The sequence below is a fragment of the Salipiger bermudensis genome (genome assembly GCF_017309175.1).
Classification (GTDB): Bacteria; Pseudomonadota; Alphaproteobacteria; order Rhodobacterales; family Rhodobacteraceae; genus Salipiger; species Salipiger bermudensis.
Genome location: NZ_JAEKJV010000003.1, coordinates 120177 through 136738 on the forward strand (window position 1 = coordinate 120177; position 16562 = coordinate 136738).

Annotated in this window: 19 protein-coding genes; 17 read left to right on the top strand and 2 right to left on the bottom strand. The window is 66.8% G+C overall.

Going from position 1 to position 16562, the window contains the following annotated elements:
• Positions 1 to 178: 178 nt before the first annotated feature.
• From JF542_RS05395 to JF542_RS05405, 3 genes are all read left to right on the top strand, one after another.
• Positions 179 to 1576, top strand: coding sequence for an NAD-dependent succinate-semialdehyde dehydrogenase (locus JF542_RS05395; protein WP_207075034.1), 1398 nt, complete (start codon positions 179 to 181; stop codon positions 1574 to 1576).
• 141 nt (positions 1577 to 1717) lie between these two features.
• Complete coding sequence (locus JF542_RS05400) at positions 1718 to 3046, top strand: Y-family DNA polymerase (RefSeq protein WP_207075035.1); 1329 nt, start codon at positions 1718 to 1720, stop codon at positions 3044 to 3046.
• Positions 3047 to 3184: 138 nt separating this feature from the next.
• Positions 3185 to 3853: a GntR family transcriptional regulator gene (locus JF542_RS05405; protein ID WP_207075036.1), complete on the top strand. Its 669-nt coding sequence runs from the start codon at positions 3185 to 3187 to the stop codon at positions 3851 to 3853.
• 4 nt (positions 3854 to 3857) lie between these two features.
• On the opposite strand, the gene JF542_RS05410 is transcribed toward JF542_RS05405, so the two are convergent.
• Positions 3858 to 4187: an amidohydrolase family protein gene (locus tag JF542_RS05410; RefSeq protein ID WP_242533601.1), complete on the bottom strand. Its 330-nt coding sequence runs from the start codon at positions 4185 to 4187 to the stop codon at positions 3858 to 3860.
• Here JF542_RS05410 and JF542_RS24375 point away from each other — a divergent pair.
• Complete coding sequence (locus JF542_RS24375) at positions 4186 to 4725, top strand: ATP-binding cassette domain-containing protein (protein ID WP_423734648.1); 540 nt, start codon at positions 4186 to 4188, stop codon at positions 4723 to 4725. The two genes, JF542_RS05410 and JF542_RS24375, sit on opposite strands and share 2 nt — an antisense overlap.
• Positions 4726 to 4742: 17 nt before the next feature.
• Here JF542_RS24375 and JF542_RS05425 read toward each other — a convergent pair whose 3' ends face one another.
• Entirely contained in the window at positions 4743 to 5390 is a 648-nt protein-coding gene (locus JF542_RS05425; protein ID WP_340689141.1) for an aspartate/glutamate racemase family protein, read from the bottom strand.
• A 282-nt stretch (positions 5391 to 5672) separates the two neighbouring features.
• Here JF542_RS05425 and JF542_RS05430 point away from each other — a divergent pair, with 282 nt between their 5' ends.
• The 13 genes from JF542_RS05430 to JF542_RS05490 all read left to right on the top strand — a co-directional run bounded on the left by JF542_RS05430 (position 5673) and on the right by JF542_RS05490 (position 16533).
• Positions 5673 to 6458, top strand: a complete 786-nt coding sequence (locus JF542_RS05430) for a 23S rRNA (adenine(2030)-N(6))-methyltransferase RlmJ (protein ID WP_207075037.1) — start codon at positions 5673 to 5675, stop codon at positions 6456 to 6458.
• Positions 6459 to 6491: 33 nt separating this feature from the next.
• Positions 6492 to 7178, top strand: a complete 687-nt coding sequence (locus tag JF542_RS05435) for a hypothetical protein (RefSeq protein ID WP_007802928.1) — start codon at positions 6492 to 6494, stop codon at positions 7176 to 7178.
• Between the two features lie 205 nt (positions 7179 to 7383).
• Positions 7384 to 7806: a tellurite resistance TerB family protein gene (locus tag JF542_RS05440; RefSeq protein WP_207075038.1), complete on the top strand. Its 423-nt coding sequence runs from the start codon at positions 7384 to 7386 to the stop codon at positions 7804 to 7806.
• Positions 7807 to 7869: 63 nt separating this feature from the next.
• Positions 7870 to 8313: a tellurite resistance TerB family protein gene (locus JF542_RS05445; protein ID WP_007802926.1), complete on the top strand. Its 444-nt coding sequence runs from the start codon at positions 7870 to 7872 to the stop codon at positions 8311 to 8313.
• A gap of 67 nt (positions 8314 to 8380) precedes the next feature.
• Entirely contained in the window at positions 8381 to 8821 is a 441-nt protein-coding gene (locus JF542_RS05450) for a tellurite resistance TerB family protein (protein ID WP_207075202.1), read from the top strand.
• Positions 8822 to 9012: 191 nt separating this feature from the next.
• On the top strand, positions 9013 to 9789 hold the full coding sequence (locus JF542_RS05455) for an ABC transporter ATP-binding protein (protein WP_007802924.1): 777 nt from the start codon (positions 9013 to 9015) through the stop codon (positions 9787 to 9789).
• Between the two features lie 39 nt (positions 9790 to 9828).
• Positions 9829 to 10551 carry a transporter substrate-binding domain-containing protein gene (locus tag JF542_RS05460; RefSeq protein ID WP_207075039.1) on the top strand — a complete coding sequence of 241 codons (723 nt, stop codon included), beginning with the start codon at positions 9829 to 9831 and terminating at the stop codon, positions 10549 to 10551.
• 101 nt (positions 10552 to 10652) lie between these two features.
• Positions 10653 to 11534 (top strand): ABC transporter permease, encoded by an 882-nt coding sequence (locus tag JF542_RS05465; RefSeq protein ID WP_207075040.1) that lies wholly within the window; start codon positions 10653 to 10655, stop codon positions 11532 to 11534.
• Positions 11535 to 11646: 112 nt separating this feature from the next.
• Positions 11647 to 12453, top strand: a complete 807-nt coding sequence (locus JF542_RS05470; protein ID WP_207075041.1) for an ABC transporter permease — start codon at positions 11647 to 11649, stop codon at positions 12451 to 12453.
• Between the two features lie 109 nt (positions 12454 to 12562).
• A complete protein-coding gene (locus JF542_RS05475) occupies positions 12563 to 12979 on the top strand; it encodes a hypothetical protein (protein ID WP_207075042.1) in 417 nt (138 codons plus the stop codon).
• 109 nt (positions 12980 to 13088) lie between these two features.
• Positions 13089 to 14432: a glutamine synthetase family protein gene (locus tag JF542_RS05480; protein ID WP_007802916.1), complete on the top strand. Its 1344-nt coding sequence runs from the start codon at positions 13089 to 13091 to the stop codon at positions 14430 to 14432.
• A gap of 62 nt (positions 14433 to 14494) precedes the next feature.
• Entirely contained in the window at positions 14495 to 15175 is a 681-nt protein-coding gene (locus JF542_RS05485; RefSeq protein WP_207075043.1) for a type 1 glutamine amidotransferase, read from the top strand.
• Positions 15172 to 16533: a glutamine synthetase family protein gene (locus JF542_RS05490; protein WP_007802912.1), complete on the top strand. Its 1362-nt coding sequence runs from the start codon at positions 15172 to 15174 to the stop codon at positions 16531 to 16533. Before JF542_RS05485 ends, JF542_RS05490 begins: the two co-directional genes overlap by 4 nt.
• Positions 16534 to 16562 lie beyond the last annotated feature (29 nt).

The following is a 16562-nucleotide window of genomic DNA, read 5'->3' on the forward strand; positions in this document are numbered from 1 at the left end:
GCGCCCACTGCGCCAGCCCTGGCATGAGCGCGTGGTCGTCCGCGCGGCAGGCGCAGTGTCACGGTTGCTGGCCGGTGACACCCTATGACCTTGCAATCAAGCGCTCGTGAGCGCCGTCAAGGAACGCGGGCCTTTGGCGCACGTTGGGTGGCAGATACCGATTTGGAAAGGACACGAGATGAAGGACACCCACAGTCCCGACCGCGCCATGACCACGACCAATCCGGCCACAGAAGAGGTGATCGACACCTACCCGCTGATGAGCGACGAGGAGATGCACGCAGCGCTCGACGCCTGCCACGCAGCTTTCTCCGACTGGCGGATGACGTCGCATGAAGAGCGCGGCAAGGTCCTGAAGGCCATCGGCGCGAAGCTGCAGGAGCGCAAGGACGAGTTTGCCGCCCTGATGACCCGCGAAATGGGCAAGCGGCTGGAGGACAGCCGTGACGAGATCGATCTTTGCTCCGCGATCTGCGACTGGACGGCACAGGCCGGTCCTGAGGTCCTTGCGGACGAAACCCGTGAACTTCAGGACGGTCGCAAGGGCGTTATCAGCAAGTCGCCGATCGGCGTGATCTACGGCATTCAGCCCTGGAACTTCCCCGCTTATCAGGCGGTCCGCTACGCCATCGCCAACCTGATGGCCGGCAACGGTGTGCTGCTGAAGCATGCCGAGATCTGTACCGGCTCGGGCCTAATGCTGCGTGATATCTTCGAGGAGGCTGGCCTGCCGAAGAACCTCTTCACCGTAATGCTGATCGATCACGATCAGTCCGATGAGCTGATCGCCCACGAGCTGGTGCGCGGCGTGACCATGACCGGCAGTGCCAAATCCGGCAGCATCATCGCCGCCAAGGCGGGCGAGCACCTGAAGAAAACGGTGATGGAGCTTGGCTCCAACGACGCCTACCTCGTGCTGGAAGATGCCGATATCGATCTTGCCGTGAAGACCTGCGTCGCGGGCCGGATCTACAACAATGGCCAGACCTGCGTGAACGCCAAGCGCTTCGTGGTGGCAGACAAGGTCTATGACGCCTTCGTCGACGGCTACGTCAAGGCGATGGGCGAAGTGAGCCTCGGCGATCCTACCAAGAAGGACACCGATCTTGGCCCGATGGCGCGCAAGGACCTGCGCGAGACACTGCACGAGCAGGTCGAGAAATCCGTCGCCAAGGGCGCGAAGATTGCCGTGGGCGGCACCATGCCCGAGGGCACCGGCTACTACTATCCGGCCACCGTTCTGACTGAAGTGGAACCCGGCCAGCCGGCCTATGACGAAGAGCTTTTCGGTCCGGTGGCGTCGGTGATCCGCGCCAAGGATGACAACGATGCCATGCGCATCGCCAATGACAGCCGCTTCGGCCTTGGCGGCGGCATCTTCAGCAAGGATGAGGACCGCGCGCTGGAACTGGCGAAGCAGCATTTCGACACCGGCATGGTGTTCATCAACCACTTCAACCTCGCGACGCCGGAAATGCCCTTCGGCGGCGTCAAGGACAGTGGTTACGGGCGTGAACATGGCGGCTTCGGCATGACCGAGTTCATCAACGCCAAGGCCATCACCCTGCCGGGCTGACCCGGAGGCAACAAGCACGACGGGCGGAGCTTCACGGCTCCGCCCGTTCTGTTTCCGATCTGCGCCGACGCCCCGGGGGCGTTCACGACGGCCCCGCAGACCCGACATATCGCTTGAAGTATGCAGGAAAGGGCGCGCGGCATGAGTGGGACGCACGAGAGGGCAGACGGGCCGAAAGTGGAACGCCTGTATCTCGATTTCGACAGCTTCTTCGCCTCCGCCGAGCAGCATTTCAACGCCGACCTGCGCGGCCGCCCCTTGGGGGTCGTGCCGCTCGATTCCCCGCACACCTCTTGCATTGCCGTCAGCCGCGAGGCCAAGGCGCGCGGCGTGGCCTCGGGCAGTTCGGTCCGTGAGGCGCGCCGGATCCTCCCTGACATGATCTTCGTGATCGCGCGGCACGATGCCTATGTCCGGCTGCACAAACGCATTCTCGACGTCGTGGGCACCATCCTGCCAGTGGCCAAGGTGCGCTCGATCGACGAGGTGGTCTGCCATCTCTCGCCCGGCGAGGCGGCGCAGGGCAAGACCTTGTCCGACCGCATCAAGTCCGCGCTGAGAGAGGCGTTCAGCCCGGCGCTCACCTGCTCCATCGGCATGGCTCCCACCGAGTTGCTCGCCAAGGTCGGCGCCGAAATGAACAAGCCCGACGGCTTTGCGCTGATCGAGGCGCGGGGGTTGCCCGGCAGCCTTTCCCATCTCGACCTCCGCGATCTGCCCGGCATCTCCAAGGGCATCGGCGCGCGGCTCGCCGCCTCGAGGGTGCAGGACATCGACGGCCTTTGGCGCCTCGCGCCGAAGCAGGCGCGCAAGATCTGGGGCAATGTCGAGGGCGAGCGTTTCTGGAACGAGTTTCACGGCTTCCATGCCGAGCGGCCCGAGACCAGGAAAAGCATGTATGGCCACGGCCGCGTGCTGCCGCGCGACGGGCGCAGCCCGGATCAGGTCGAAGCCTGCGCCCGGCAGCTCCTGCTGAGCGCCGCGCGGCGACTGCGCCGGGACGAGCTTCGCGCGACCGAGCTGAGCCTCGGTTTCCGTGGCAGGCGCGGCCCCGAGACGGCGCAATGGACGTGGCGCGAGGCATTTCCCGCCGCGCGCGACGACCGCAGTTTAACCCGTGCGCTGTCGAAGGCGCTGACGGAGGCGCGCCGTTCCCTTCGCTTCTCGCCGCACTCGGTCAGCGTCACGTTGCACGGGCTGGTTTCGGATGACGAGATCACCGGCGACCTGTTCGGCGGCGCACTCGAGGACGGAGGCGACACGGCTTCGCGCGAGAGATGGGAGAAGGTCAGCGACCTGATGGACAGCCTGCGCCGTTCACACGGCACGAAGGCCCTGTCGCTGGGGGTGCAGGACGACATTCCCGGTGGCTACGTCGGTGCAAAGATCGCCTTCGGCCGCATCCCCGAGGAGGCGGATTTCAGCGACGCGCCGACGCGGGATGAAGAAACCCGTTTCCTGTCCTACTGAGCGGACCCGCCTCCACGCCGATGAATGCGCGGCCATAGCAACGCGCGCCCAACCGCAAGGCAGCTTGGGCTTGATTTCCTCTGGCGCCACACCAGAATGGCATGCCATATCAGCGGATCTCTTGCCAAGGCATCGGACATGGTTGCAGACACGGCCCACACGCACAGACCGGACAGCGCAACCGCAACCGCGCAATGGGTCGCGGACATCCTCCGCGATCGCATCGTCAAGGGTGTCTACCCGCCCGGCTCGCGGATCGTCGAACGCAAGATCTCGGCCGAGCTCGAAGTGTCGCGCACACCGGTCCGCGAGGCGCTGAAGCTGATCGATGCGGACGGGCTGATCACCATCTCGCGCAACAAGGGCGCGCAGGTGCTGCAATACGGCGCCGAGGAGGCGCTGGCCCTGTTCGACGTGATCGCCTCGCTCGAAAGTCTTGCCGCCGAGAGACTGGCAGAGCGCATCGACCCCGAGACCCTCGACCGGCTCGAAGAGATGCACGACCGGATGCTGACCTATCACAAGGTCGGCAACCACTCGGACTATTTCGACACCAATTCCGAGATTCATGACCTGATCGTCGGGGCCTGCGGCAACCCCATCGTCACCGAGACGCATCGCAAGCTGATGGCGCGCGCCCGTCGCGGCCGCTTCCTCGCGATCATGAAGCCCGAGCGCCTCCAGGAAGCGGTCGCGGAACACGAAGAACTGATGCGGGCGCTGCGCGCCGGCGATGCGGACGGCGCCGGACGGATCTGGCGGAGGCACCTGCTGCACACCGGCGCGACCGTCGCCGCCCTGCTCTAGCGGCTCAGCCCGCCTCGGCCCGGGCCCAGAGGCCCTCCGCAACGCGCTGCGCCTCGGCCACGACCTCGGCGGCGTTCACTCGGGTGGGCTTGCGGTCGCGGATCAGCCACGCCCCTTGCACCATGACATCGGTGACGTTGCCCGCCGAGGCGGAATGCGCCACCACGCCGAAGCCGTCGATGAGCGGGCGCAGGTTCGGCGCCAGCGGATCGAGCAGGATCAGGTCGGCGGGATCTCCGACCCGCAGCTGCCCGGTCGCACCGTGCCCCTTCAGCGCCTCCGCCCCGGCGACGGTGGCCGAGAACGTGGCCTTCGGGTTGCGGGCGCGGGGCATGGCCAAGGCCGCCACCGGCACGCCAGTGGCCGAGGCGCTCTCGCTGGTGCGCATGACCGGGTCCGCGGATCGTCCCATCGCCGCGCTCTCGGGTGGCCAGCAGCAGCGCGTCGCCGTGGCCCGCGCGCTGGTCGTCGGCCCCGATCTTTTTCTGTTCGACGAGCCGTTCTCGGCGCTCGACCGCAAGCTGCGCGAGACCATGCCGGTCGAACTGAAATCCCTGCTGCTCGACCGCGGCGACTTTCTCTATGACAGCGATGTCTACGACGATGACATCCCGCGGATGGCAGGCGATCACGTACTCCTTCCTTATGCGTTCGACACCAACGACATGCGCTTCTCGCCCGGCGGCGGCTTCGTGCAGGCGGCGGATTTCAGCACCTACGTGACGGGCGCCTTCGACCGGCTCTACGCCGAGGGGGCACGCGCCGCGCGGATGATGTCGATTGGCCTGCACCTGCGGCTGATCGGCCGGCCGGGGCGCATCGCAGGGCTCGAGGAGGTGCTCGCGCACATCGCCCGGGAGACGGCACAGTAGACCGCCTGTCCCGCCTCTCACGCCATGTGGGCCGTCTGCGCTGCCGCCAGACGGCCCAGAACCTCTTCGGCGGCGGCGCGTAACGGGTTCACCAGCCGCACCGGGCTGACCTGCGACAGCCGCTCCGCGGCCGCCCCCAGCGGGCCGCCGCCGATGATCACCCGCTCGGCCCCGGCCAAGGCCGCGCGTTCGACCGCGGCGAGAAGCCCCCGGTCGAGCGAGTCTTCGCTGGCCATCAGCTCCACCGGGTCTCCTTCTGCCAGAAAACACCCGAGATACCCGCCGCGACCCGCAGCCATGAGAGAGTCGATCCGCCCCCGAAGCGCCGGCGTTGTCGTGGCGACGGCGAAGCGCGCACCGGCACGCCCGCAGGCGCGGGCGGCCGCGGCACCGATGCCGATCACCGGCACCGGGATCCGGCGCTGCAACGCACCCGCCCCCGGATCGCCGAACGCCGCGACGATGACGGCTTGCGCATCAGCCGGGACACGCACCGTGGCAACGCAAGCCGCCGCCGCGTCCAGCGCCTCGGGGCTGGTGAGGAGCCGGGGCCCCGCGTCTGCGGTCCAGCCAGACGGCACATCGCCCAGCACGCCGCCGGCGATGCGGCACATGGTCTGCGTCGTCTCGCGGCAGGAATTGGGGTTCATCAAGAGCACGGTCACGGGCCGGCATACCTCGCTGGTCTGTTGCCGATTTTATACCCGAGACCGAGCCTCTCGAAAATATGGAATGCCATTTGAGGCGACGAAAACAGGCCCGTATCGGACCGGAGCCAGACCCGTGCCCGGCGACAGCCCTGCAAACGCCATGACGCCAAACAAAGAGCCGGGGCGACAGTGGCGCCGAAAGCACGTATGGACAGGTCGAACCCCCGACGCGAGCCGTCGGACAGACCTTACGCACGCGACGATCCCGCTGCGGCGTCACTGGACCAAGGAACGACCATGCTGTCCTACCAGCACCTTTACCACGCCGGAAACCTTGCCGATGTGCAGAAGCACGCTCTGATGGCGTGGATGCTCGACTACCTCACCCAGAAGGACAAGCCGCTCAGCTATATCGAGACTCATGCCGGGCGCGGGCTCTACGATCTCTCTGCCGCCGAGGCGGTGAAGACCGGCGAGGCAGAACAGGGGATCGGCGTGCTGGCCGCCGCACTGCCCAAGAGCCACCCCTACGCCCGCGCGCTGGCCCGGATTCGCGCCGACCACGGGCCAAACGCCTATCCCGGCTCGCCGCTGATCGCGCGCACTCTGCTGCGCGATCAAGACCGGCTGCACCTTGCAGAGCTGCACCCGCAGGAACACGCGGCCCTGCTTGGCGCGCTCGGCGCCCGTAACGTGGCGATCCACCAGCAGGACGGGTTCGAGCTGGCGCAGAGCCTCTGCCCGCCCGAGCCGCGCCGCGGCGTGCTGCTGGTCGATCCCTCCTACGAGGTAAAGCAGGATTACGAGCGCATCCCGAAATTCCTCGCCAAGGTGGCGAAGAAATGGAACGTCGGCATCCTCGCGCTCTGGTATCCGATCCTGACCTCGAACCTGCACGCGCCGATGCTGGCGGCGCTCGAACGCGACCATCCCGGGGCCCTGCGCCACGAGTTGCGCTTCCCGCCGATCCGCGAGGGCCACCGCATGGTCGGCTCGGGCATGTTCGTGATCAACCCGCCCTGGGGGATGCAGGAGGAGGCAAAACGGCTCGACCGGCTCTTTCAAAGCGCGAAAAAACGCTGACCGGAATATCGGAACGGGTGTAGCCTGCACCCCATGCGCTGGCTTGCCCGCCTTTTCTGCCTTGTCTGCGCCGCCCCGGCGCTCGCCTGCGAGGACCCGATCTGCGAGGTCCCGCCGGACAGCCTCGATTTCACCCGGCTGATCGACTTCCAGACCTTCCCCTCGGGTTACGGCGTCGGGCGGGCGCTGTCGGGCGTGGTCGACGGCAAGGGCGTGCGCTTCGGCGAGCGGTTCCTCGGCCAGTTGCTCGAGATCGACACCGGCCACGATCATCTCGTCGGACGCCCTCTGCCGCCGCTGACGCTGCTGGCGGGCGAGGATGGCAGCAATCTCGGCACCATAAGCCTCTGGGGTGACAATGTGCTCAAGGGCCACGGGCCGCGCGGCTTCCCCGATGCCGGGGCGGTGGGCGAAGGGTCCATCGCGGCGCTTTTCGACCGTGACCAGCCAGCACTGGCGCTCGACATCCGCGGCGGCGAGGGAGGCACGGTGACGCTGGTGTTCTTCGACCGCACCGGCGCGCCGATCCACAGCCTTCGCAAGCAGGTCGACCGCGATACAGGCACGCTGACCCTGCTGCGCCGTGGCGCCCTGCCCGACATCGCCGGCTTCACCGTCGAGAACGCCGATCCCGAGGGGCTCGGCATCGACAACCTACGCTTCGAGTTTCACGAACTCATGGGCGCGCGGCCCCTGCCGGACCGGGCGCGACGCGGATGAGACCCGGAGGCTCATACGGCGGCACGCCGCTGCCCTCGCGGCAGGCTGCCGCCCACCCCGGACCGTTGCGCCTGGCCCTGTCGCATCACAAGCATTGCCGAGTGCGCGTTCGTGCCCCAGTTTACGACGGCGCGCCATGAGAAAGGATCGCGATGCAACACCTGCCGACTGCACCGACCGATACGAAGCCTCGGGAGCGGCCAGCTTGGGACGCAACCTGAGATTCTGGCTCGCATCGCCCTTTGCGGCACCGTTCGATCCCGGCGATGCGCCGCTGGCGCTGGGAGCGCTGCTCCTGCGAGCGTCGCGCACCGACCACGCCGGCCTGTTCGCCGAGCCCGCCACCTTCGAGGCGGTTCTGGCGCTGTGCTACGACCTGACCGCGCGCGAGGCGTCGGAGATGCGCGAGGCCTGCGAACGGGTCGAGGCGGTGGCGCCGGACTGCGCCAGCTTCGCCGAGATCCTGCAGCGCGCCGTGGGCCTCAGCGACCGGCAGCGCTTTGCCCTGAGCCTGCATCAGGTGCTTCTGGCGGTCGGCCCCTCGCAGGACCCGCAGCTCGAGGCGCTCTCGAAGCTGTTTCTTGGCGCTCATTCCGCAACAAACCCGGCGCCCTTGCGCGCGGGCTGACGAATCCTCTGTTGCCACGCCTGCACTGCTGTCACACTGGCGGAACCACGCAGGAGACCCCCAATGTTCGAGCGACTGAAATCGTTCTTTCATCACCGCGCAGCACCGGCAAAGCCGCTGCACGAGCTCGACGCCGCCCATGCCATGGGCGCGCTGCTGGTGAAGGTGGCGATCGCCGATCACACCTATCTCTTCGAGGAAGTCGAGCAGATCGACCGCATTCTCGCCGAGGCCTATCATCTCAAACCGCTGCAGGCGGCCAAGATGCGGGCGGAATGCGAGCGGCTGGCCTTCGAGATGCCCGGCATCGAGGAGATGGCAGCCCGCATCCGCGACGGCGTCGATTACGAGCACCGCCGTGCCGCGGTCGAGGCGATGTGGAAGCTGGCCGAGATCGATGGCATCAGCGATGCCGACGAGACAGCGCTGGTCGAGCTGATCGAGGATCACCTCGGGCTCGAGCGCACCGATTCAGAGGAGGCCCGCGCCAGCGCCGTCATCCCCTGACGGCCTCGGCTCACGCGGGCGAGAGCGTCTCTTTCCCGCGGGCCCGACTGGCGCTATATCCATGCCCATGTTCGCAGATTTCCTCAAGCGGCTCGTCGAGCCCAGCCCGCAAACCCTTCCCGATGCCGACGCGCGGCTGGCGCTGACCGCGCTGCTGGTGCGTGTCGCCCGCGCCGACGAAACCTATGACGAGAGCGAGCGCCAGCGCATCGACCGCATCAATGTCGCGCGTTACGGCCTGTCGCCCTTCGAGGCCGCCAAGCTGCGCAGCGAGGGCGAGCAGCTCGAGGCCGAAGCGCCCGACACGGTGCGTTTCACCCGCGCCATCAAGGATGCGGTCGATTACGATCACCGCATCGGCGTGATCGAGGCGCTCTGGCAGGTGGTGCTTGCCGACGGGGTGCGCGACGCCGAGGAGGATGCGCTGCTGCGGCTGGTGTCGAACCTTCTGGGCATCAACGACCGCGATTCCGCCCTCGCCCGGCAGCGGGTTGAACGCGGAAGCTGAGCGGGGCCCACTTACCTCAACCCTGAGAGCCATTGGGCGGCCCAGCCCTTGCGCAGACCGGCGCCTCGAAACGAGGCATTTGCCGATTGACGCGGCGATAACCCTGCCTTTGGTCGCGTTTTGCGCATTGCAAACTGCGGCTGTTTGCGCCCATCCTCCCCCCTGATCGAAACCGCCGCCAGAGGTCAGGCTTGCCAAATCCAACGCCCGTCATCGAGATCCGCAACCTTCACAAGGCCTATGGCAGCCTCGAGGTGCTCAAGGGCGTGGACGTGACCGCCCATCGCGGCGACGTGGTGTCGCTGATCGGGTCGTCGGGCTCGGGCAAGTCGACGCTGCTGCGCTGCTGCAACCTGCTCGAGGACAGCCAGCAGGGCGAGATCCTGTTCAAGGGCGAGCCCGTGGTCTGGAAGGGCGAGAGCCATCACCGTCGCCCCGCAGATCCCAAACAGGTGCTGCGCATCCGGACGAACCTGTCGATGGTGTTCCAGCAATTCAATCTCTGGGCCCACATGACGATCCTGCAAAACGTCATGGAGGCCCCCGTCACCGTACTGGCGCGCGACCGCGGCTCGGTCGAAAAGGCCGCCCGCGGCTATCTCGAGAAGGTCGGCATCGGCGACAAGTGCGATGTCTACCCGGCGCAGCTCTCGGGCGGCCAGCAGCAGCGCGCAGCAATCGCGCGGGCGCTCTGCATGGAACCCGAAGCGCTGCTCTTCGACGAGCCAACCTCGGCGCTCGACCCGGAGCTCGAACAGGAGGTGGTCAAGGTCATCAAGGACCTCGCCGGCGAGGGCCGCACGATGATCATCGTCACCCATGACATGAAGATGGCCCATGACGTGAGCGATCACGTGGTGTTCCTGCACCAGGGCCTGATCGAGGAACAGGGCCCGCCGGAGACGCTGTTCGGCGCCCCAAAGTCCGAGCGCCTGCGCGGATTCCTGAAATCCACGACCCACGCCTGACCGGCGGGGTCCAAAGAGACCAACCAAGGGAGCTAACTTATGAAGAACATCCTTCTCGGCACCGCCGCACTTGCCATGACCGCCTCGATGGCTCTGGCGCAGGACGTCGTGCGCATGGGCACCGAGGGCGCCTACCCTCCGTACAACTTCATCAACGATGACGGCGAGGTCGACGGCTTCGAACGCGATCTCGGCGACGAGCTTTGCGCCCGCGCCGAGCTGACCTGCGAGTGGGTCACCAACGAGTGGGACTCGATCATCCCCAACCTCGTTTCGGGCAACTACGACACCATCATCGCCGGCATGTCGATCAACGACGACCGCGAAGAGGTGATCGACTTCACCCAGGACTACATCCCGCCGGCGACCTCGTCCTACGTGGCGCTGAGCGAGGACGCCCCGCTTGACGGCGTGGTCGCGGCGCAGACCTCGACCCTGCAGTCGGGCTACATCTCGGAAAGCGGCGCGACGCTGCTTGAGTATGCCACCGCCGACGAGATCATCTCGGCCCTGCGCAACGGTGAAGCCGACGCGGTGTTCTTCGACACCGACTACCTGACGCCGATCGTCGAGGAATCCGCCGGCGAGCTGATGTTCGTGGGCGAGACCGTCACCCTCGGCCGCGGCACCGGCATGGGCATCCGCGAGAGCGACGGCGAGCTGAAGGACACCTTCGACACCGCGATCACCTCGATGAAGGAAGACGGCTCGCTCAACGAGCTGCTGATCAAGTGGTTCGGCGAAGGCACCGACACCTACTGATCGTCCCGACCTGACACCGGAGGCGCGGGCCCGCCCGCGTCTCCCACCTCCGTTCCGCCGCCCTGCGCCGCGCTGTCGCGGCGCCCCAGCCCCGGACCCGCATGTTTTCCTTCTGCACCGACCCCTCGGTCCTGTCGACCCCGGCGTGGTTTGCCTGCTACTTCACCACCGGCAAGCTGATGCTGTTCTACACCTCCTTCGGGACGGTGCTGCTGCTGCTCGCGATCACGGCGCCGGTGGCGCTCGGCTTCGGCTTCGCCGGCGCCGCCGCGGCCCGTGCGCGCTTTGCGCCGCTGAGCTGGCTGGGCAAGCTCTACATCGCCATGGTGCGCGGCGTGCCGGACATCGTGTTCTTCCTGTTCTTCGTGATCGCGCTCGACCAGGGCTTCGAGTACCTGCGGCACAAGGTAAAATGCCCCGACTGGACCGATCCGATCCGGCAGGGTTCGGATTTCATCGTCTGCGACGCCGCCAAGCTGCCGCTCTCGACCGCGCCGCAGATCTGGCACGAGGTCTACGGCTTCTCGCTGGCGGTACTGACCTTCTCGATCGTGTTCGGCGCCTTCGCCGCCAACGTGCTCTACGGCGCCATGCGCGCGGTGCCGCATGCCCAGCTCGAGACCGCCGAGGCCTATGGCATGACGCACCGCCAGACCTTCTGGCGCGTCCTGATCCCGCAGATGTGGGTCTATGCCCTGCCCGGGCTGTCGAACCTTTGGATGGTGCTGATCAAGGCCACGCCGCTGCTGTTCCTGCTGGGCGTCGAGGACATCGTCTACTGGGCCCGCGAACTGGGCGGCGCCAAGACGGCGCGGTTCTCGGACTACCCGCATGCGGACTGGCGGGTGTGGTACTTCCTCGGGCTGCTGGTGTTCTACCTGCTGTTCACCCGGGTCTCTGAGATCGCGCTGGCGAAGCTGATGACGCGGCTGACCCATGGCCAGGCCACCGTGGGTGGCGAGGCCCAGAGAAAGGCAGCGTGATGAGTGTGAGGAGCGCTGTTTGGGGGCTCTGCCCCCGCCCGTGCAAGCACGGACTCCCCCGGGATATTTTTGGCCAGAAGAAGATGCGGGCCTTTGGCAAGGGAGGCCGGGCATGAGCTGCTGGGACGTGGTGGCCGATTACGGGCTGCGCTCGCTGGGGATCGGCGAGCGGCTGCTGCCGCGGGACGATTTCACCCTGTGCAAGCAGGCGGTGCTGATCGGCTCGGGGATGATCTGGAACGTCTATTTCGGCATCGTGGCGCTGGTCTCGGGGTTCTTCCTCGCCACCGCGCTGGCGGTCGGCAAGGCCTCGCCCCGCTGGCTGCCGCGCAAGCTTTCGGAATGGTTCATCTTCCTGTTCCGCGGCTCTCCGCTCTTCATCCAGTTCTTCTTTGCCTATTTCCTGTTCCTGAGTCTGAAGTCCGTCTCGCCGATCTTCGCGCCCTTCTCCTCGGCGTGGCTCGGCGCGCTGGTGGTGCTGTTCTTCAACACCGCCGCCTATAGTGGCGAGATCTTCTACGGCGCGCTGCTCTCGGTGCCCAAGGGCGATGTCGAGGCCGCCGACGCCTACGGCTTCTCGGGCTGGCCGCGCTTCCGCCGCATCGTCTGGCCGACCATGCTGCGGCTGGCCTGGCCCGCCTATACCAACGAGGCGATCTTCCTGTTCCACGCCACCACGCTGGTGTTCTTCTCGGGTTTCCCGGCCTGGCAGCAGCGCGGCGACGCGCTTTATTATGCCAACTACTTCGCCGACAAGACCTTCAACCCCTTCGTGGCCTACCCGATCCTCGCCGGCTATTTCATCGCGCTGACGCTGCTGATTATCTGGCTGTTCGGGGCGATCAACCGGCGGCTCAACCGGCACCTGCCGCAGGCCCGCCGCTCAAAGGTCAGATACCGGCCCAACCTGCTGCGCTGAGGTCCGGTCGAAAAGGCTTTGCCGATCCGCCTGCCCGGTGCAGGATGGGGCTGCGGGCGGCGCCCGCACAGGCGCGGCGCTCCGCATCCGGGACCGGAGGGAGGCAGCCATGCCGACACGTATCACCACAGCCATCTTCCTCGCCATCGCCGCCGAGTTCAGCGCCGAGCCGGCCGCCGCGCAGCAACAGTCGCGCGTCGCGTTCGAGCCAGGCGCGTCGAGCGCCACGATCAGCGGCACCATTACCGGGCAGGAGGTCATCGACTACGCGCTCGGCGCCTCGGCGGGCCAGACGCTCGAGGCGAGCATCACGGTCGACGGCACCAATGGCGACGGCACGATCTATTTCAACAACATGCCGCCAGGCGCCACCTACGAGGCAATCTTCCTAGGCCAGAGGGAAGACCGCAAGGCCAGCGTGGTTCTGCCCGCGAGTGACGATTACACCCTTCGGGTCTACCTGATGGGCAATGACCGCGATGCCGGGAAGACGGTGGGCTTTCTGCTGCCTGTGGCGATCCGCTGAGCAGCTTTCCGGCCCCCGCCCCCCGCGCGACGCCACGACGCCGGAATTTTCCTTGCCAGCCCCCCGCGCGGCACGTTATCCAGAATTTGATCAAATTCTACGGTGACCCATGAACGACCCCAAAAGCTGGCTGCGCAAGAACCCGCAGGTCCGCACCATCCGTGTGGCGGCAAGCGACCTCAACGGACAACCACGCGGCAAGCGTGTGCCCGCGCGCTTCGCCGACAAGGTGGTCGAGGACGGCACCCGCTTCCCGCTCTCGGTGCTCAATCTCGACATCTGGGGCGAGGATATCGACGAAAGCCCCCTCGTCTTCGAGACCGGCGATCGCGACGGCGTGCTCTATCCGACCGAGCGCGGCTTCGTGCCGATGCCGTGGCTCGAGGCGCCCACCGCGCTCCTGCCGATCTGGATGTATCGCGAGGACGGCCGGCCCTTCGACGGTGATCCGCGCCACGCGCTCTCGGCGGTGCTCAAGCGCTACCGCAAGCTCGGCCTCACGCCGGTGGTGGCGATCGAGCTCGAGTTCTTCCTCATCGACGACAGCGGCAAGTCGCTTCAGGTGCCGCTCTCGCCGCGCTCGCAGAAACGCCGCAAGGCGGCGGAGGTGATGTCGATCCGGGCGCTCGACGCCTTCGACATCTTCTTCACCGATCTCTACGACGCCTGCGAGGACATGGACATCCCCGCCGACACGGCGATCTCGGAGGCCGGGCTCGGGCAGTTCGAGCTCAACCTCATGCACCAGCCCGACGCGCTGCGCGCCGCCGACGATGCCTGGTTCTTCAAGATGCTGGTGCGCGGGCTCGCCCGGCGCCACGGCTTTGCCGCCTCGTTCATGGCGAAGCCCTACGAGGATTACCCGGGCTCCGGCATGCACGTGCATTTCTCGGTGCTCGACGAGGACGGCAACAACATCTTCGACGATGGCGGCCCCAAGGGCACCGATAAGATGCGCCATGCGGTGGGCGGGCTGATGGATGCGATGCATGACAGCACGCTGATCTTCGCCCCGCACGGCAACAGCTACGACCGGCTGGTGCCCGAGAACCACGCGCCCTGCGGCATCTCCTGGGCCTACGAGAACCGCACCTCGGCCATCCGCATCCCCGGCGGCAGCCCCAAGGGCCGCCGCATCGAGCACCGCGTGGCGGGCGGCGACGTGAACCCCTACCTGCTGCTGGCCACCCTGCTGGGCGCAGCGCTGAACGGCATCGAAGACGGCACCGAGCCGCCCGCACCGATCACCGGCAACGCCTATGCGCAGGACCTGCCGCTGATTCCGGGCAGCTGGGAAAAGGCCATGGACGCGTTCGAGGCCAGCGAGGTGATGCCGCGCATCCTGCCCGAGGGGCTGATCCGCAACCTGCTGCTGACCAAGCGGCAGGAGCTGCATTTCATGTCCGAGCTCTCGCCCCAGGAGCAGGTGGAAATCTATCTCGACACCGTCTGAGGCCCTCTTGCCGCCCAAGGGCGGCAGGACTACCCTCCGGCCATCAACGATATCGGTGCTTCATGAAAATCGGCATTCTGCAACCCGGGCTCGTCCCGGACGTGATCCTCGAAGAGGTCGGGGATTACGACACGCAATTCCACGCCCTGCTCGACGGGCATGGCTTCGAGTTCGAGACCTGGAAAGTGGTCAACGGCGACTTCCCCGACGGGCCTGACGCTGCCGATGGCTGGCTGATCACCGGCTCGCGCCACGGCGCCTACGAGGATCACCCGTGGATGGCACCGCTCGAAGAGCTGATCCGCGCGATCCACGCCGCCGGCAAGCCGCTGATCGGGGTCTGCTTCGGCCATCAGGTCATCGCGCAGGCGCTTGGCGGCAAGGTCGAGAAATCCGACAGGGGCTGGGTCATCGGACCCACGCTCTACAAGTATCCCGACAGCACGCGGCTGGTGAACGCCTGGCACCAGGACCAGGTCACCGAGCTGCCGCCCGGTGCCGAGGTGGTGGCCTCGTCGGAAAAGTGCCACAACGCCGCGATCCTCTATCCCGGGCACGCCTACACGGTGCAGCCGCACCCTGAATTCCGCCGCAACTATGTCGACAGCCTGATCGAGCACCGCGCCCCGGGCGTGGTGCCGGCCGAGCTCATCGAGGACGCCAAGACCAAGCTAGAGATGCCGCTCGACAGCGGCGACGTGGGTGCGCAATTCGCGCGGTTCTTCAAGGAGAAGCGGCTATGAGCACCGAATGGACCGCCAGCCTGCCGGAATCCGCCGCCGCATATCTCGAGGGCCGCAGGCTCGACGAAGTCGAGTGCATCATCTCCGATCTGCCGGGCATCGCCCGCGGCAAGGCCGTGCCGGCATCGAAATTCGCCCGGCAGGCGTATTTCCACCTGCCCGACTCGATCTTCTTCCAGACCATCACCGGCGAATGGGGCGAGGCCGCTGGCGAAGAGGGATTCATCGAGCGCGACATGATCCTCAAGCCTGACATGACCACCGCCAGCGCCGCGCCCTGGACCGGGGACTGGACGCTGCAGGTGATCCATGACGCCTTCGACCGGCACGGCGATCCGATCGAATACGCGCCGCGCAACGTGCTCAAGCGCGTGGTCAAGCTCTACGAGGATCAGGGCTGGGAGCCGATCGTGGCGCCGGAGATGGAGTTCTTCATCGTCGCCCGCAACCTCGACCCGGCCAAGGATATCGAACCGATGATGGGCCGCTCGGGCCGCCCGGCCGCGGCGCGCCAGGCCTATTCGATGACCGCGGTGGACGAGTTCGGTCCGGTGATCGACGACATCTACGATTTCGCCGAGGCGCAGGGCTTCGAGATCGACGGCATCACCCAGGAAGGCGGCGCCGGCCAGCTCGAGATCAACCTGCTGCACGGCGATCCGGTGAAGCTGGCCGACGAAGTGTTCTACTTCAAGCGGCTGATCCGCGAGGCGGCGCTGCGGCATGACTGCTTCGCCACCTTCATGGCCAAGCCGATCGCCAACGAGCCGGGCTCGGCGATGCATATCCACCACTCGGTGATGGATCGCGAGACCGGGCGCAACATCTTCTCCGGACCTCAGGGCGGCGAGACCGACGCGTTCTACCACTTCATCGGCGGGCTGCAGACCTACCTGCCGGCGGCGGTGGCGGTGATGGCGCCCTATGTCAATTCGTATCGCCGATACGTGCGCGACCACGCCGCGCCGATCAACCTCGAATGGGGCCGCGACAACCGCACCACCGGCATCCGCATCCCGCTCTCGGGATCTGAGAGCCGACGGGTCGAGAACCGGCTCGCGGGGATGGATTGCAACCCCTATCTCGGCATCGCGGCCTCGCTGGCCTGCGGCTATCTCGGGCTGATGGAAGAACGCCGCCCGTCGAAGCAGTTCCGCGGTGACGCCTACGAGGGCGAGGGAGACATCCCGCGCGTTCTGGGCTCGGCGCTGGAACTCTGGGACGAGGCCGAGGCGCTGCACGAGGTGATGGGCAAGGATTTCGCGCGGGTCTACTCGATCGTGAAGCGGGCGGAATACGAGGAATTCCTGTCGGTGATCAGCCCGTGGGAGCGCGAGCACCTGCTGCTCAACGTGTGAGCGCTCTGCCGGGGGCGGAAGGGGCGCTG

Bases quoted from the DNA above. Each gene is read 5' to 3' on its own strand.
- JF542_RS05395 (WP_207075034.1), top strand. From the start codon at position 179: ATGAAGGACACCCACAGTCCCGACCGCGCCATGACCACGACCAATCCG.
- JF542_RS05400 (WP_207075035.1), top strand. From the start codon at position 1,718: ATGAGTGGGACGCACGAGAGGGCAGACGGGCCGAAAGTGGAACGCCTG.
- JF542_RS05405 (WP_207075036.1), top strand. From the start codon at position 3,185: ATGGTTGCAGACACGGCCCACACGCACAGACCGGACAGCGCAACCGCA.
- JF542_RS24375 (WP_423734648.1), top strand. From the start codon at position 4,186: ATGGCCAAGGCCGCCACCGGCACGCCAGTGGCCGAGGCGCTCTCGCTG.
- JF542_RS05410 (WP_242533601.1), bottom strand. From the start codon at position 4,187: ATGCCCCGCGCCCGCAACCCGAAGGCCACGTTCTCGGCCACCGTCGCC.
- JF542_RS05430 (WP_207075037.1), top strand. From the start codon at position 5,673: ATGCTGTCCTACCAGCACCTTTACCACGCCGGAAACCTTGCCGATGTG.
- JF542_RS05435 (WP_007802928.1), top strand. From the start codon at position 6,492: ATGCGCTGGCTTGCCCGCCTTTTCTGCCTTGTCTGCGCCGCCCCGGCG.
- JF542_RS05445 (WP_007802926.1), top strand. From the start codon at position 7,870: ATGTTCGAGCGACTGAAATCGTTCTTTCATCACCGCGCAGCACCGGCA.
- JF542_RS05450 (WP_207075202.1), top strand. From the start codon at position 8,381: ATGTTCGCAGATTTCCTCAAGCGGCTCGTCGAGCCCAGCCCGCAAACC.
- JF542_RS05460 (WP_207075039.1), top strand. From the start codon at position 9,829: ATGAAGAACATCCTTCTCGGCACCGCCGCACTTGCCATGACCGCCTCG.
- JF542_RS05465 (WP_207075040.1), top strand. From the start codon at position 10,653: ATGTTTTCCTTCTGCACCGACCCCTCGGTCCTGTCGACCCCGGCGTGG.
- JF542_RS05470 (WP_207075041.1), top strand. From the start codon at position 11,647: ATGAGCTGCTGGGACGTGGTGGCCGATTACGGGCTGCGCTCGCTGGGG.
- JF542_RS05475 (WP_207075042.1), top strand. From the start codon at position 12,563: ATGCCGACACGTATCACCACAGCCATCTTCCTCGCCATCGCCGCCGAG.
- JF542_RS05480 (WP_007802916.1), top strand. From the start codon at position 13,089: ATGAACGACCCCAAAAGCTGGCTGCGCAAGAACCCGCAGGTCCGCACC.
- JF542_RS05485 (WP_207075043.1), top strand. From the start codon at position 14,495: ATGAAAATCGGCATTCTGCAACCCGGGCTCGTCCCGGACGTGATCCTC.
- JF542_RS05490 (WP_007802912.1), top strand. From the start codon at position 15,172: ATGAGCACCGAATGGACCGCCAGCCTGCCGGAATCCGCCGCCGCATAT.